This window comes from Terrisporobacter mayombei (assembly GCF_020748465.1).
Classification (GTDB): Bacteria; Bacillota; Clostridia; order Peptostreptococcales; family Peptostreptococcaceae; genus Terrisporobacter; species Terrisporobacter mayombei.
The window spans coordinates 1-15,637 of record NZ_JAHZMP010000008.1; the positions used below are offsets into that span (position 1 = coordinate 1).

The window sequence follows — 15,637 nt, forward strand, 5'->3', positions numbered from 1 at the left end:
AAAAAAGTTGTCCATCGCTCAGACTAATCATTATCTGAATATCTGGCTTGGTTTGTTTGTTGTTTCAGTTTAATTCTTAAAGAATTAATTTATTGTTAACCTACTGTTTAATTTTCAAAGTTCTTTGTGGTGGACCATCAGGGACTCGAACCCCAGACCTACCGGTTATGAGCCGGGCGCTCTAACCAACTGAGCTAATGGTCCACTTTATTTGGTGCCGAAGACCGGAATCGAACCGGTACGAAAGTATAAGTTTCGCAGGATTTTAAGTCCTGTGCGTCTGCCAGTTCCGCCACTTCGGCATGCACCAAATTTGGCTACGTCCTACTCTCCCAGGAGGTCACCCCCCAAGTACCATCAGCGCTCAAGAGCTTAACTTCTGTGTTCGGAATGGGAACAGGTGTATCCTCTTTGCTATAATAACCAAATTTCATTTTGTTTTTAGTACGAGTATTATATTAACATTTTTCAAAGCTTTTGTCAAATGTTTTTTACTCTTTTTAATTTTCTTTTTTAAGAAAAAATTAACCTACCACCTAAGTGATAGTTTGTTATTGCTCCATTTCTCTAGCGCAATAAATAATATACACTATATTAGATGATAGGTCAATAGTTTTTATATATTTTTTTCATATTCTTTTTTTAGCTTTTCTATTATCTTTCTTTCAAGTCTAGAAATGGTCATTTGAGATATATTCAATTCCTTTGCTAGAGCTGATTGTGTTTTTTCTAAATAGAACCTGCCTTTAAAAATCTGAACTTCTAATTCATTCAATGTTGCTATAAACTTTTCCAAGAAATCCTTATATTCTATATCATTAAAACTTTCTTCTTTATCTGCTATCTTATCCATTAAGGATATATTTTCTTCTGAATCACTGTTACTTGATGCATCTAATGATACTGGTTGGTAGCCATAAGATGCCTCCATAGACTCTAATACTTCTTCTTCTGTGCATCCTAAATATTCAGCAATTTCTTTTACTTTAGGATGTTTTTTATTTTGTTGTTCTAATACAACTTTAGCTTCACTTACCTTTTTACTTAGTTCTTGAACCCTTCTGGGAACTCTTAGGGTCCACACTTTGTCTCTAAAGTACTTTTTTATTTCACCCACTATTGTAGGTGTAGCAAAACTTGAAAATTCAAATCCTTTTTCTATATCATATCTATCTATAGCATATATTAATGCTAAAGAAGCAACTTGGTATATATCATCAAATTCTACTCCTTTATTAATATACTTTTTTGCTAAGATATTAACTAGATATAGATGTCTTTCAATTAGTATATCTCTTACTTCTCTATTTTTTTCTTTGCTATAAAGTTTAAAAAGTTCTTTAGTTTCCATATTTAGGTAATCTGTAGCATTAGCTACCCTCTTCATTACATATCAACTCCTAAATACTTTGTCATTTTTATACTAGTTCCCTTTCCTTCTTGTGATTCAACAATTACTTCATCCATAAGAGATTCTATTATAAATAGTCCCATTCCACTCTCTTTAAGATTATCTATATCTGGCTCACTTACAGAACTTCTATCATATCCTTTGCCATTATCTATTATTTCTATAGTTAATCCATTTTCTATCATTGAGTATATAATTGTAAATCGGTCTTCTGAGCTATGTTTTATAGCATTTGTACAAGCTTCGGATATAGCTACTTTTAAATCTTCTATATCATCAATACAAAAACCTACTTTATTTGCAATACCAGAAGTAGTTAATCTTATTATACTTACATATTCTGGATTTGCTGTAATCTCCATTTTTATTGTTTCGCAAGTCAAAACTATCCCTCCAATTTAAAAATCTTATCTAAACCTGTTATATTGAATATTTTTCTTACGTTATTCTTAGGTTTTTCTATATAGACTTCTTTATTCTCTATCTTTAATCTTTTTAGAATTCCTATCATTACGCCAAGTCCAGTTGAATCTATATACTCTAAATCTTCAAGATCTAATCTCATATCTATATTCTTCTCATCAACTAATTTATGTAAGCATTTTTTTAATTCATCTGCTGTAGATAGATCTAGTTCTCCTTCAAGTGAAACTTTCCAGAAATCATTTGTTGTATCTAGTATTGAATTTATTTTTATTGACATTATTCTACCTCCTGTTTAATGTACTATTTTTTGAAAAACTTGAATACTCTAAATAAGCTACTAATTTTAGTTACGATATCCATAATTTCTCTTACACTTTTTGTTATATGTGCAGCATTATCTATTATATCGGTTATATGTCTTTCATTAACATCTATTAATCTATTTGTTCTTTCAACAACTTTGTTGGCGCTATTTAATATTTTTGCTAAGTATATAGCTACTATAAAAAAGCTAGCACCAAATAAAACTGCCCCTATTTGCCAGCCCAATGCATTCATTACTTATCTCCCTCTTCAAAACTCTTACTTATTAATATATCTTCTTCTGATATTTCTATATTATTATCTTCTATTATTTCATCTTTTATAGATATAATTTTTTCTTTAACACTATCAAATGTTTCATGTAGAACATCTTTTGGATTTTCTTTTACTTCTATTAATTTTTCTTTAGCTTCTTTTCTTATTTCAGAACCCTCTTTAGGTGCTAAACATAATCCTGTTACAAATCCAGCTACTGCTCCTAATACTAAGTATAATCCCTTTTTTGAACTCATAGTAATTTCTCCTTTTTATATTTATTAATTATATATTACAGATTTATATGGAAAAAGAATAGGATAAAATCCTATTCTTCATCTATATTTATTTTTGCAATCGAAACTACATTTACTTCGTCTTCTGTCTTCATCAATTTAACCCCACTTGTTACTCTACCATAAATTGAAATTCCTTCAACTTCCAGTCTTATAAGTATTCCATTAGAGTTAATCATCATTATTTGATCTATCTCTGCAACCATTTCAGCTCCAACGATTTTTCCTGTCTTTTCAAATATATTATATGTTTTTATTCCTTTTCCAGCTCTACTTTGAACTCTATATTCATTAATATCTGTTCTTTTACCGAATCCTTTTTCACTTACTACTAATAATTCCTGACCTTCGTCTGTTAAGTTCGTAGAAACTACTCTATCATCTCCTGATAAAGTTATACCTTTTACACCCATTGCTGTTCTACCCATAGGTCTTATATCTGTTTCATTAAATCTTATAGACATTCCATTTTCAGTAACTAAAAGGACATCTTTTTGACCGTTTGTAATTTTAACGTCTATTAATTCATCATCATCTCTAAGTCCAATTGCTATTAGTCCTGATTTATTAATATTTTTAAATTCTTCACGTTTAGTTTTCTTTACGATACCTTTTTTAGTAGCTAATAGTAAGTATAGCTCATCATTATTTGAATTATCTACTGGAATTAGAGTAGTTATTTTTTCGTTTGGTGCTAATTGTAATAAGTTTACTATAGCAGTCCCTTTTGCTTTTCTCTTTCCTTCTGGAATTTCAAAAGCATCTAATCTAAATACTCTACCTTTATTTGTAAAGAATAATAATCTACTATGTGTAGTTGTAGTAACTAAATGTTTTACAAAGTCTTCTTCTCTCGTAGACATTGCTGATATTCCTTTGCCACCTCTATTTTGACTCTTATATGTATCTAGAGGTACTCTCTTTATGTAACCAAAATGAGTTAGAGTAATTGCTATTTCTTCATCATCAATTAAATCTCTCATGTTGATTTCACCTTCAGCATGTCTTATTTCTGTTCTTCTCTCATCTGCATATTTTTCTCTTATAGCTGTAATTTCTTCTTTTATAACACCTAAAAGTAATTGCTCATCTGCTAATATAGATCTTAAATATTCAATTTTTTTCATTAACTCACTGTATTCATCTTCTATCTTTTCTCTTTCTAATCCAGTAAGTCTTTGCAATTTCATATCTAAGATAGCTTGAGCTTGTACATCTGTTAAACCAAATTTTTCTATTAGTCCATTTTTAGCCTCTTGAGTTGTCTTAGAGGCTCTTATTAAACTTATTACAGCATCTATATTGTCTAGTGCTATTCTTAATCCTTCTAATATATGTGCTCTTGCTTCTGCTTTATTTAATTCAAATTTCGTTCTACGTGTAACAACATCTTTTTGATGTTCAACATAGTAATATAGCATTTCTTTTAAATTTAATACTTTAGGAACGCCGTTAACAAGTGCAAGCATTATTATACTGAAAGTATCTTCCATTTGAGAATGTTTATACAGATTATTAAGAACTATGTTAGCATTAGCATCTCTTTTTAGCTCTATAACGATTCTCATACCATTTCTGTTACTTTCATCTCTTAAATCAGAAATACCTTCTAATTTTTTATCTTTAACTAGTTCAGCTATTCTTTCAACTAATCTAGCTTTATTTACTTGGTAAGGAATTTCTGTAACAACGACTTGTTGTCTTCCTTTTGGTAATTCTTCTATTATAGCTCTAGATCTAACTTTTACTTTACCTCTACCAGTTCTATAAGCTTCTGCTATATTTTCTTTTCCCATTATTATTGCTGATGTTGGGAAGTCTGGTCCTTGTACGTAATTCATTAATTCTTCTATGCTACAATCTGGATTGTCAATTAAATGTACTGTTGCATCAATTGTTTCACCTAAGTTATGTGGTGGAATAGATGTAGCCATACCAACTGCTATACCATTAGATCCATTAACTAATAAGTTTGGATATCTTGATGGTAATACTGATGGCTCTTTTAAAGACTCATCAAAGTTTGCTACATAGTCCACTGTTTCTTTATCTATATCTCTAAGTAATTCTATAGCTAATTTACTCATTCTTGCTTCTGTATAACGCATTGCTGCTGGTGAGTCACCATCTACAGAACCAAAGTTACCATGACCATCAACTAAAAGTCCTCTAGTTGAGAAGTCTTGAGCCATTCTTACCATTGCAAAGTATACTGCTGTATCTCCATGTGGATGGTACTTTCCTAGAACGTCCCCAACAATACGTGCCGATTTTCTATAAGGTTTATCTGGCGTCAAATTTAGTTCATTCATAGAGTAAAGTATTCTTCTATGAACAGGCTTTAATCCATCTCTTACATCAGGTAATGCACGACCAACTATAACACTCATGGCATAATCAATATAAGATTTCTTCATTTCACTTGCTATTTCTATAGGGAGTATCTTATTATTTTCTTCCATTTTTACTCATCTCCTTTCTTATATATCTAAGTTTGTAACATATGTTGCATTTTCTTCTATAAATTCTTTTCTAGGTCCAACCTTATCTCCCATTAACATAGAGAATACTTGATCTGCCATTACAGCATCTTCAATTGTAACTTGTAATAATGTTCTCGTTTCTGGGTTCATTGTTGTATCCCATAGTTGCTCAGCATTCATCTCTCCAAGACCTTTGTATCTTTGAAGTTCAACACCTGTTCTTCCTATTTCTTCTAATAAATCTTCTAATTCTTTATCTGAATAAACGTAGTGTTCTTTCTTTTGTTTTTTAACCTTATATAGAGGTGGTCGAGCTGCATAAACATATCCATTTTCTATAAGAGGTCTCATATATCTAAAGAAGAATGTTAATAATAGTGTTCTAATGTGAGCACCATCCACATCGGCATCGGTCATGATTATGATTTTGTGGTATCTAGCTTTTTCTAAATCGAAGTCATTTCCTACACCACAACCGTAAGCAGTTATCATGTTTTTTATTTCGTCAGAAGATAATATTTTATCTAATCTTGATTTTTCTACGTTTAATATTTTACCTCTAAGTGGTAGTATTGCTTGTGTGTGTCTATCTCTACCTTGTTTTGCAGAACCACCGGCAGAATCCCCTTCGACTAAGAATATTTCACTTTTTGCAGGATCTTTCTCTGCACAGTCTGCTAATTTCCCAGGTAATGATGTACTTTCAAGGACACTTTTTCTTCTTGTTAATTCTCTAGCTCTTTTTGCAGCCTCTCTAGCTCTTTGAGCTCTTAAACCTTTATCAACTATAATTCTAGCTGTTGTTGGATTTTCTTCTAAAAATGCTCCTAGTTCTTCTACTGTTACGCTATCTACACTACCTCTCATATATGTATTACCTAATTTAGTCTTTGTTTGACCTTCAAATTGAGGTTCTGGTAGTTTAACTGATACGACAGCTGTAAGACCTTCTCTTATATCTTCGCCTGTTAAATTTACCTCATTTTCTTTTATTAACTTATTACGCTTAGCATAGTCATTTACAGTTTTAGTTAATGCTGTTTTAAATCCTGCTAAGTGAGTTCCACCTTCGTGTGTGTCAATGTTATTTGCAAATGAGAATATATTTTCTGTATATCCATCAGTATATTGCATTGCTATTTCAACGATAGAATCGCCTATTTTTTTATCTATGTGAACTATATCTTCATGTATAGCTGTTTTTGTTTTGTTTAGGTATTTAACAAACTCTACTAAACCACCATCGTAATGAAATTCTTTTTTACGCTCGCTGTCTACTCTCTTATCTTCAAATACAATTCTTACTCCCTTATTTAAGAAAGCAAGCTCTCTAAGTCTGTGTTCTAATGTTTCATATTTGAATTCAACTTCATCGAATATAGTTTCATCTGGCATGAAGCTTATTATTGTTCCTGTATGGTGAGACTCTCCAACTACTTCTAATGCTAAAGTTGCCATCCCCTTTTCATACCTTTGTCTATATATCTTTCCATCTCTATATATATCTGCAACTAACCATTTTGATAATGCATTAACTACAGATATACCAACTCCGTGAAGTCCACCAGATACCTTGTATCCTCCTCCACCAAATTTACCACCAGCGTGTAAAACTGTTAAAACTGTTTCTAAGGTAGATTTCCCAGTCTTAGGATGAGTTTCAACAGGTATTCCTCTACCATCATCCTTTACAGTTACACTACCATCATCATTTAGACTAACATATATTCTGTCGCAATAACCTTGTAATGCTTCATCTATACTATTATCAACAATTTCATAAACTAGATGGTGTAATCCTCTTGGTCCAGTAGATCCAATATACATACCAGGTCTTTTTCTAACTGCTTCTAGACCTTCTAGCACCTGAATCTGACTTGCGCCATACTCTTGTTGTTTCATTTAGTTACCTCCATTCTGTATACTAATTACTTTACCTTTTTCTATATTAAAAATAGTAGTATTATCTTTATTAAATATACTTTTATGAGCTATTTCTGCTGTAGTTATAAACATTTGTACATCTTCTAAATTCTCTACTAGTAGTTTTTGTCTTGTTTCATCTAATTCACTAAATACATCATCTAGTATTAATATAGGATTTTCTCCAACCTCATTTTTAATTAGCTCTATTTCTGATAATTTCAATGAAATAGAAGCTGTCCTTTGTTGCCCTTGTGAACCATATAATCTCACATCTAATTTATTAACAAATATATTTAAGTCATCCTTATGAATACCATATCTTGTAGTTCTCACTTCCATATCATGTTCTCTACTTTCAATTAACTTATTATAAAATCTTTCTTTTAATTCTATAACAGTATCTTCATCACTTATATTCATTTGATTCTTATAAGTAATTTGTAAGTCTTCTATATTGTTAGTTAATTTAGTATGCATAGCATTTGCTATATTAGAAATTTTCTTGATAAAATCTCTTCTAATAATATATATATAGCTACCATATTGAGACAAACTTTCATCATAAACATCTAATAAGTTGGTATCTATATTTCTATTTTTAAGAACTCTATTTTTTTGACTTAATATTTTATTGTAATTTATTAAATAATTATAATATTTGGGCATTATTTGACTTATTTCTTTATCTATAAATGATCTGCGTTCTCTTGGGCCATCTTTGACTAACCTTAAATCTTCTGGAGAAAAAATTACTACATTTAAATTTCCAAGTAATTCTTGAATTTTTTGGATGTGTATCTTATTTACTTTAATTCCCTTTTTATTTTTTCCAATTGCAACTTCTATTAAACCATTTGTATCGTATTTAGTGTAATTTCCTCCAACATACAAACTTTCCGTATCAAATTTAATAATTTCTTTATCTTTACTCGTCCTGAAAGATTTGCCAAAAGATAGCATATAAATAGATTCCACTATATTTGTTTTCCCCTGTCCATTTTTACCAACTAAGAGATTAACATTTTTATTAAAATCTATATACAGATTGTCATAATTTCTAAAATTCATTAATTTTAAGCTATTAAGCTGCATTAAAGGGACTCCTTTTTACACTACCATTATTGAGTTTCCTTCAACTTCAATAAGATCTCCTGGTCTGATTTTTTTACCTCTTCGTGTCTCAACTTCGCCATTTACTTTTACTACGCCTTCTTGTATTAAAAATTTAGCATGTCCGCCAGTTGAAGCAATATCAGCAAGTTTTAAGAATTGATCTAACTTAATATACTCTGAATCTATGGCTATTTCTATCATATCGACTCCTCCTATTTCTTATTAGTTAAGTATTTATTATACCATAAAAATAATAAAAACCCAACTAAATGCAGTTGGGTTCCAAGTCTTATATATTTGAAGCTATCCTTACAGGAAGTAATAAATATATATATTTAATACCATCAACTGGCTTAATTATACATGGATTAACATTAGTAGTAAATTCGATGAATATTTCTTCACTTTCTATATTTTTTAATCCTTCTAATAAATATCTTGAGTTAAAAGCAATATCTAAGTAATCTCCCTCTAATTCCAAATCTACTTCTTCGTAAACATTACCTTTTTCAGTATTAGATGTTATTGCCAGTGTATTATCTCTTATTGATAATTTTATTAGATTATTTCTTTCTGATTGTGATAATAAAGATGCTCTTTCTATACTATTAAGTAAGCTTCTAGTATTTAATTTAATCCTAGTATTATGTTCTCTTGGAAGTAATTTTTTATACTCAATAAATTCGCCATCTAATAATCTTGTTATTATTTTTGTTTCATTTATCATGAAAATTGCATTTTTATCGTCAAATCCAATTTGAACTTGTTCTTCTGTGGATAAAAGACTATTTACATCATTTAAAGTTTTTCCTGGGATTATAACTTTTGCATTTGAATTTAGGTTTTCCACAGAACAACTTTTTACTGCAAGTCGATAGCCATCTATAGCAACTAAACTGACTTCTCCATTAACTATTTCTAGTAATTCTCCCATTAAAACTGGTTTCGTTTGATCTTGAGATATGGCAAATACAGTTTGTTTAATCATATTTTTTAGGATATCTTGTGGCACGTTGTATAAGTTATCTTTACTTACGTTAGGTAACACAGGGTACTCATCAGGGCTATCTCCCTTAATTTTGAATTTTGAGTTTAAACAATTTATGTAAACGTTGTTGTCATCATCTGTTTCAATCTCAACAAATGAATCAGGTAGTTTTCTTATTATATCGCCAAAAAGTCTAGCATCTATAACAATGCTTCCTTCCTCTGCTATTTCTGCTTGTACATAAGTTTCTATACCGATTTCTAAATCATATCCAGTTAAAACTATTTGATCTCCTTTAGCTACTATTAAAATTCCTTTTAATAAATCAAAGTTCGTTTTTCCATTAATAGCTTTTTGTACAATACTTATTTTATGAGCTAATAGTTTCTGATTACAAATTATTTTCAATGTGGATAACCTCCTTGTAGCATTTTAATAAAAATATATATAAAAACAATAGTAGTTGTAGTAGTAGGTGTTGTGGATAAAGTGGATAAGCATATCAACCCAAATAAAGCAAAAGATATTAACCTGTATACAAAATGTTAATATCTTATAAAAAACCTCTTAATTACATTGTGAACAAAATCTTAACAAAAAAATTATTAACATTACAGCAATAGTTATTAACAGGCAAAATGTGAATAAATTATCCCTTTAAATCTGAGATTATTTTATCTATTTTGTCCTTTATTTGTTGATTCTCTTCGATATCCCTAGTTACTTTATCATGAGCATGAATTACTGTTGTATGATCTCTTCCACCAAATTCACTTCCTATCTTAGGTAATGATAAATCAGTAAGTTCACGACAGATATACATTGCTATTTGTCTAGGATATGCTATTGTTCTTGTTCTTTTTTTAGAATTAAAATCGTCCATTTTTATGTTAAAAACTTCTGAAACTTTTTCTTTTATTCTGTTTACTGTTATTTCTTCACTTTTTGGATTTGATATTATATCCTTTAAAGCTTCAGTTGCAAGCTCAAGTGAAATATTTTTATTTGTAAGAGATGAATATGCAACAACTCTAGTTAGAGCACCTTCCAATTCTCTTATATTTGATTTAATGTACTTAGCTATGTAAGTCATTACTTCGTTTGGAACATTTATGTTTTCTAATTGTGCTTTTTTTCTAAGTATAGCGATTCTCGTTTCGAAATCCGGTGGCTGAATATCAGTTATAAGACCCATTTCGAATCTTGATCTTAATCTGTCTTCTAATGTAGGGATTTCTTTTGGTGGTCTATCACTAGATATGATTATTTGTTTATTTGCTTCATGTAATGCATTAAATGTATGGAAAAACTCCTCTTGAGTTCCTTCTTTTCCAGCAATAAACTGTATATCATCTATTAATAGAACATCGACATTTCTATATTTATTTCTGAATTCTTCATTTTTATCATTTTTTATTGAGTTTATAAGCTCATTTGTAAATTTTTCAGAAGAAACATAAACAACCTTAGGGTCTTCTTGTTGACACATTATATGATGTCCGATAGCATGCATTAAATGCGTCTTTCCAAGACCAACTCCTCCGTACAAAAACAAAGGATTATATGCTTTAGCTGGAGATTCAGCTACTGCTACACAAGCTGCATGGGCAAATCTATTACTATTACCTATTACAAAGGTATCAAAAGTATATTTAGGATTTAAATTGGGATAACTTTTTTTGATAGTAGTAGATTTATCTTCTTCATTAGTATCTTGTATTTCTTTTTCGTCTAAAATAAATTTGATCTGATATTTTTTCAGGGATAATTGGCTTATACAACTTTCAATTAAGTTTAAGTATCTATTTTCAAGTATGTTTTGTATAAATTCGTTTGGAGCCAAAAAAATAAGCTCATTAGATATTTGTTTTAAAGGTTTTATTTCCTTAAAAAAAGCATTAAAGCTGGCTGTAGATACCTCACCTTTTATTAGTTGCAAAGTTTTTTCCCATAAAGAAACTATATCCATAAGTATAAACCTCCGAACTAAATAATTAACATTTTCCACAAAGTTATTAACAAAAATTGACGAAAGATAAGTGAATAAAAAATATAAATTCTAACTTTGGGATAAAATGTGGATAATATTTTAATAAATAAAATTATCAAAAAATAATTTAAAAGATATAAACAGGGTGTATATAAACTTATAAATAGTAAAATATATAGTAAAAACTCTTCATTTACTCAATTATTGTCTAAGATATGAAAACTTATTCACAATTTAATCCACAGATTGTGCATAAGTTTAATATGTTATTATTTATTATTAACATTATCAACAAGTATATTTATAATATCAGAATATATGTCAAACTTCAATATGTTCTGAATAAATTATCCACAATTATGTCGCACTGTGAATAATTTAATCAACAATGAAAAGAATAAAGAGATTACATTAATATATAGGAATAATATATATTTTTTTGGAAATTATGAATTTTAAGATTAAAAATAGAATAAAAAACTAAGATTTAATGGCTATAAAACACGTTGACAACAAATATAAAAGGATTTATAATAATATGTGTTATGTTTACTTTGACAGTAAAGTTATTATTTTTATAAACGGAAAAAAATTGTGAAAGGCGGTGCAATATAATGAAAAGAACTTATCAGCCAAAAAAGAGACAAAGAAAAAAAGAGCATGGATTCAGAAAAAGAATGAAAACTTCTAACGGAAGAAATGTTTTAAAAAGAAGAAGATCTAAAGGAAGAAATAGATTAACTCATTAATAATTAAAAAGGCCGCTTTAATAGTGGCCTTTTTATGTAATTTATTACATAGCTGTGTTTACGGAGGATATTAATATGAACTTTAAAGAAACACAAGGCTTAAAAAAAGATTCAGATTTTAGGAAAGTTTATAAATATGGAAAATCTATAGCGAATAGATTATTAGTTATGTATACGCTTCCAAACAAGTCGGATAATAATCGTGTTGGTATATCCGTTTCAAAAAAAGTAGGTAAGGCCAATGTGCGAAATAAAGCTAGAAGAAGAATAAAAGAATCATATAGGTTAAATATAGATGGTAATATAAAATCTGGTTATGACATAGTATTTATAGCTAGAGTTGCCATAAAGGATGCTGAATATATTGAGGTTGAAAAAGCAATGAAGCATTTGATTAAAAAGGTAAATTTATTTTAAAACTGTACATATTTAATAACGTCTGTTTTATGGAGGTTAAAATTGTTGAATAAAATAGCATATATATGGAAGGAAATAAATACATACTTATCGAAATTATGTATTTACTTAATAAGATTTTACCAAAAATATATATCTCCTTTGAAGGGACCTACATGTAGGTTTTATCCTACTTGTTCTCAATACGCAATAGAAGCTTTCAAAAAATATGGATTGTTTAAAGGTATGTATTTGTCAATAAAAAGGGTTTTAAAGTGTCATCCATTTCATCCAGGAGGATACGATCCTCTAAAATAAGCGTACTAATAGGAGGTATACAATTGAGTATTATAAGTAATGTATTAGGTCATATACTTAAAGTTATTTTTGAGTTTGTGAATAATTATGGATTGTCTATAGTTGTATTTACGCTATTTGTAAGATTATTATTAGTCCCTTTAATGGTAAAACAAATAAGATCTCAAAAAGCAATGCAAGACATCCAACCTAAAATAAAGGAAATTCAAGAAAAATATAAAAATAAGCCAGAAAAACAGCAAGAAGAGCTAATGAAGATTTATAAAGAAGCAAAGATTAATCCACTAGCTGGTTGTTTGCCATTATTAATACAAATGCCTATCTTAATAGGACTATTTAATGTATTAAGAGAACCTGTACTTTATGGTGTATTTCCAAATGCAGATGTGGCAGCACAAGCAGCGCAAGCAGGTTTCTTATGGATAAAAGATATTTCTGCAACAGGAAGTATCAGTCTAGCATTACTTTCAGGTATAAGTGCTTACTTCATGCAAAAAATGATGTCTACTGGGGATGCGCAAACTGAAAATATGATGAAAAGTATGACTTATGTAATGTCAGCAATGTCATTATTCTGGGGATATACTTTCCAAGCAGGTCTTGCAATATATTGGATAACAAGTAACTTGTTCTCTATAGCTCAATATCAATTAATAACAAGTCCTTTAAAAGCTAAACTGGCTGATTCTAAGGAGGCAGTAGTTAAAGATGAAAAATCAGGAAAACCTAACAGCAATGCAAAGTCAGACAAAAAAGATAGAAATAAAAAGTAAGACTAAAGAAGAAGCGATTCAATCAGCATTACTGGAATTAGGCGTTGAAGAAAAAGACATCGAAGTAAATGTTATTCAAAATCCTTCTAAGGGGTTTCTAGGATTCCTAGGTGCTAAAGAGGGAATATACGAAGTAACGGTAATAAAAAAAGAAGAAATAGAAATTGCTAGAGAATTTATAGAAAGCATTCTATTAAAATCCAAGATAAATGCTAAAGTTAATGCCACTCAAGAGGATAACTTAATTAAAATTAGCATTGAAGGAAAAGAAGCTACTTGTTTAATTGGAAGAAGAGGAGAAACTCTTGATGCAGTACAATTTTTAACTGGACTAGCTTTAAATAAAATCAATAAAGATTCTCATATGAGAGTATTAGTTGATATAGAAAATTATAGAAATAAAAGAGAAGAATCATTAGTTAGATATGCTAGAAAAGTTGCTCGTGAAGTAGCAAAGACTAGAAGAATAAAAAAATTGGACTATATGAATCCTTATGAAAGAAGAATAGTTCATTCAGCTTTACAAAACGATAGGTATGTAATTACTTATAGTGAAGGAACAGATCCATATAGAAGACTAGTGATTGAATATAAAAGATAAAATTCAAACCTCCTAACTATTTAGGGGGTTTAATTTTTGTAATTTATTTAATATAATGATAAAATTAAGGTTATAATTTTAAATAATAGTTAAGAATTTAAAATAGATTAAATATAGAGGTGATATCATGTTTATAGATGATACTATAGCAGCAATTGCAACAGCGCCAGGAGAAGGTGGAATAGGCATAATAAGAATTAGTGGAAGTAAATCACTTTCAGTAGCTGAGGAGATATTTAAATCTGTTTCAGGAAAAAATATAACAGATTACAACACTCGTACTTTAATATATGGCCATATATTAGATGGTGATAAAAAAATAGATGAAGTGTTGCTTGCTTTTATGAAAGGACCTAATTCTTATACAGCAGAAGATGTAATTGAAATAAATTGCCACGGTGGATTTATTTCAGTAAAAAAAATATTAGAATTAATATTAAGTAAAGACGTAAGACTTGCTGATGAAGGTGAGTTTACAAAGAGAGCATTCTTGAATGGAAGAATAGATTTATCTCAAGCAGAAGCTGTAATTGATGTAATTAAAGCAAAAACAGATAAGGCCCAAGAGGTGGCTCAAAGTCATTTAAGTGGTGTTTTAGCTAATAAAATAAAAGAGTTAAGATTTAAGGTAACGGAAGTTTTAGCTCATTTAACAGTTTCAATAGATTTTAGTGAAGAAGATGTTGAGGAAATAACTTATGCAATGCTTATTGAGAGTGCACAAGGATTAAGAAGTGAAATAAAATCACTGTATGACTCAGCTGAAAGCGGAAAAGTTTTAAGAGACGGCCTAAAAACAGTTATAGTTGGTAAACCAAATGTAGGAAAATCATCATTACTAAACTATATTTTAGGAGAAAACAGAGCCATAGTTACTGAAATAGCTGGAACAACAAGAGATGTAATAGAAGAGTTCGTTAATATAAAGGGAATTCCTTTAAAAATTGTTGATACAGCAGGTATAAGAGAAACAGAAGATATAGTTGAAAAAATAGGTGTAGAAAAGTCTAGAGAATCATTTAACTCAGCAGACTTAGTAATAATCGTAATAGATGGTTCAAAAGAATTGTCACAAGAAGACAAAGAAATATTAGAACAAGCAGTAGATAAAAAGACTATTGTTTTGTTAAATAAAAATGACCTTGACCAAGTTGTATCAGAGGAAGAAATAGCTAAATATGTTGACAAGGATAGTATAATAAAAATATCAGCATTAAAAAATGAAGGTATCGAACAGGTTCACAATAAAATAGAATCTATGGTATTTAAAGGGGATATAAGAAATAACTCAAGTGTAGTTGTTACAAACTCTAGACATAAAGATGCCCTACTAAAAGCGTACAATGCTATAAATGATGCTATAGATGGAATAGATCAAAGACTACCTTATGATTTCATAGAAGTTGATTTTAAGAATATATGGGATTATTTAGGGTATATAAATGGAGATACTGTACAGGAAGATTTACTAGATACTATATTTGCAAACTTCTGTATTGGGAAATAAATAAAATAAACTTAAATAAAGTTACTTTATAAATGAAACGATTAATAAGATATTAACGTTTAACGTGAAACATTATTTAAG

Annotated in this window: 17 protein-coding genes, 2 tRNA genes and 1 rRNA gene; 6 read left to right on the plus strand and 14 right to left on the minus strand. The window is 29.4% G+C overall.

Annotation, left to right across the window (positions count from 1 at the left end):
• Positions 1-127 precede the first annotated feature (127 nt).
• The 14 genes from K0039_RS17460 to dnaA all read right to left on the minus strand — a co-directional run bounded on the left by K0039_RS17460 (position 128) and on the right by dnaA (position 11,191).
• Positions 128-204, minus strand: a tRNA-Ile gene (locus tag K0039_RS17460).
• An 8-nt stretch (positions 205-212) separates the two neighbouring features.
• Positions 213-302 (minus strand) — tRNA-Leu (locus tag K0039_RS17465).
• 9 nt (positions 303-311) lie between these two features.
• A 5S ribosomal RNA gene (gene rrf, locus K0039_RS17470) occupies positions 312-428 on the minus strand.
• A 188-nt stretch (positions 429-616) separates the two neighbouring features.
• Complete coding sequence (locus tag K0039_RS17475) at positions 617-1,387, minus strand: SigB/SigF/SigG family RNA polymerase sigma factor (RefSeq protein ID WP_228106358.1); 771 nt, start codon at positions 1,385-1,387, stop codon at positions 617-619.
• On the minus strand, positions 1,387-1,794 hold the full coding sequence (locus K0039_RS17480; protein WP_018590065.1) for an ATP-binding protein: 408 nt from the start codon (positions 1,792-1,794) through the stop codon (positions 1,387-1,389). The genes K0039_RS17475 and K0039_RS17480 overlap by 1 nt, the downstream gene beginning before the upstream one ends.
• Positions 1,795-1,796: 2 nt before the next feature.
• Positions 1,797-2,114: an STAS domain-containing protein gene (locus tag K0039_RS17485; protein ID WP_228106359.1), complete on the minus strand. Its 318-nt coding sequence runs from the start codon at positions 2,112-2,114 to the stop codon at positions 1,797-1,799.
• 23 nt (positions 2,115-2,137) lie between these two features.
• Complete coding sequence (locus K0039_RS17490) at positions 2,138-2,395, minus strand: DUF948 domain-containing protein (protein ID WP_228106360.1); 258 nt, start codon at positions 2,393-2,395, stop codon at positions 2,138-2,140.
• Positions 2,395-2,673 (minus strand): YtxH domain-containing protein, encoded by a 279-nt coding sequence (locus K0039_RS17495; RefSeq protein ID WP_074920212.1) that lies wholly within the window; start codon positions 2,671-2,673, stop codon positions 2,395-2,397. The genes K0039_RS17490 and K0039_RS17495 overlap by 1 nt, the downstream gene beginning before the upstream one ends.
• 71 nt (positions 2,674-2,744) lie before the next feature.
• Positions 2,745-5,174 (minus strand): DNA gyrase subunit A, encoded by a 2,430-nt coding sequence (gene gyrA / locus K0039_RS17500; RefSeq protein WP_228106361.1) that lies wholly within the window; start codon positions 5,172-5,174, stop codon positions 2,745-2,747.
• Between the two features lie 18 nt (positions 5,175-5,192).
• Entirely contained in the window at positions 5,193-7,097 is a 1,905-nt protein-coding gene (gyrB, locus tag K0039_RS17505) for a DNA topoisomerase (ATP-hydrolyzing) subunit B (RefSeq protein ID WP_228106362.1), read from the minus strand.
• On the minus strand, positions 7,098-8,213 hold the full coding sequence (recF, locus tag K0039_RS17510; protein ID WP_228106363.1) for a DNA replication/repair protein RecF: 1,116 nt from the start codon (positions 8,211-8,213) through the stop codon (positions 7,098-7,100).
• 15 nt (positions 8,214-8,228) lie between these two features.
• Complete coding sequence (yaaA, locus tag K0039_RS17515; protein ID WP_018590072.1) at positions 8,229-8,435, minus strand: S4 domain-containing protein YaaA; 207 nt, start codon at positions 8,433-8,435, stop codon at positions 8,229-8,231.
• Positions 8,436-8,523: 88 nt separating this feature from the next.
• Positions 8,524-9,630, minus strand: a complete 1,107-nt coding sequence (gene dnaN / locus K0039_RS17520) for a DNA polymerase III subunit beta (protein ID WP_228106364.1) — start codon at positions 9,628-9,630, stop codon at positions 8,524-8,526.
• 241 nt (positions 9,631-9,871) lie between these two features.
• The gene (dnaA, locus tag K0039_RS17525) at positions 9,872-11,191 is read right to left on the minus strand and encodes a chromosomal replication initiator protein DnaA (protein WP_228106365.1); all 1,320 of its coding nucleotides are present in this window, start codon (positions 11,189-11,191) and stop codon (positions 9,872-9,874) included.
• 635 nt (positions 11,192-11,826) lie between these two features.
• Here dnaA and rpmH point away from each other — a divergent pair.
• The 6 genes from rpmH to mnmE all read left to right on the plus strand — a co-directional run bounded on the left by rpmH (position 11,827) and on the right by mnmE (position 15,556).
• Positions 11,827-11,961, plus strand: coding sequence for a 50S ribosomal protein L34 (gene rpmH / locus K0039_RS17530; protein ID WP_039679955.1), 135 nt, complete (start codon positions 11,827-11,829; stop codon positions 11,959-11,961).
• 75 nt (positions 11,962-12,036) lie between these two features.
• Entirely contained in the window at positions 12,037-12,378 is a 342-nt protein-coding gene (gene rnpA / locus K0039_RS17535) for a ribonuclease P protein component (protein ID WP_228106366.1), read from the plus strand.
• 45 nt (positions 12,379-12,423) lie between these two features.
• Entirely contained in the window at positions 12,424-12,675 is a 252-nt protein-coding gene (gene yidD, locus K0039_RS17540; RefSeq protein ID WP_228106367.1) for a membrane protein insertion efficiency factor YidD, read from the plus strand.
• Positions 12,676-12,698: 23 nt separating this feature from the next.
• On the plus strand, positions 12,699-13,448 hold the full coding sequence (locus K0039_RS17545; protein ID WP_228106368.1) for a YidC/Oxa1 family membrane protein insertase: 750 nt from the start codon (positions 12,699-12,701) through the stop codon (positions 13,446-13,448).
• A complete protein-coding gene (gene jag, locus K0039_RS17550) occupies positions 13,384-14,049 on the plus strand; it encodes an RNA-binding cell elongation regulator Jag/EloR (RefSeq protein ID WP_228106369.1) in 666 nt (221 codons plus the stop codon). Before K0039_RS17545 ends, jag begins: the two co-directional genes overlap by 65 nt.
• Positions 14,050-14,176: 127 nt before the next feature.
• Entirely contained in the window at positions 14,177-15,556 is a 1,380-nt protein-coding gene (gene mnmE, locus K0039_RS17555; RefSeq protein WP_228106370.1) for a tRNA uridine-5-carboxymethylaminomethyl(34) synthesis GTPase MnmE, read from the plus strand.
• The last annotated feature ends 81 nt before the right edge of the window (positions 15,557-15,637 follow it).

Coding starts and splice junctions, on each gene's coding strand:
- gyrA (WP_228106361.1), bottom strand. CDS start 5,174: ATGGAAGAAAATAATAAGATACTCCCTATAGAAATAGCAAGTGAAATG.
- recF (WP_228106363.1), bottom strand. CDS start 8,213: ATGCAGCTTAATAGCTTAAAATTAATGAATTTTAGAAATTATGACAAT.
- K0039_RS17490 (WP_228106360.1), bottom strand. CDS start 2,395: ATGAATGCATTGGGCTGGCAAATAGGGGCAGTTTTATTTGGTGCTAGC.
- rpmH (WP_039679955.1), top strand. CDS start 11,827: ATGAAAAGAACTTATCAGCCAAAAAAGAGACAAAGAAAAAAAGAGCAT.
- K0039_RS17485 (WP_228106359.1), bottom strand. CDS start 2,114: ATGTCAATAAAAATAAATTCAATACTAGATACAACAAATGATTTCTGG.
- jag (WP_228106369.1), top strand. CDS start 13,384: ATGAAAAATCAGGAAAACCTAACAGCAATGCAAAGTCAGACAAAAAAG.
- gyrB (WP_228106362.1), bottom strand. CDS start 7,097: ATGAAACAACAAGAGTATGGCGCAAGTCAGATTCAGGTGCTAGAAGGT.
- yaaA (WP_018590072.1), bottom strand. CDS start 8,435: ATGATAGAAATAGCCATAGATTCAGAGTATATTAAGTTAGATCAATTC.
- mnmE (WP_228106370.1), top strand. CDS start 14,177: ATGTTTATAGATGATACTATAGCAGCAATTGCAACAGCGCCAGGAGAA.
- dnaA (WP_228106365.1), bottom strand. CDS start 11,191: ATGGATATAGTTTCTTTATGGGAAAAAACTTTGCAACTAATAAAAGGT.
- K0039_RS17495 (WP_074920212.1), bottom strand. CDS start 2,673: ATGAGTTCAAAAAAGGGATTATACTTAGTATTAGGAGCAGTAGCTGGA.
- rnpA (WP_228106366.1), top strand. CDS start 12,037: ATGAACTTTAAAGAAACACAAGGCTTAAAAAAAGATTCAGATTTTAGG.
- K0039_RS17475 (WP_228106358.1), bottom strand. CDS start 1,387: ATGAAGAGGGTAGCTAATGCTACAGATTACCTAAATATGGAAACTAAA.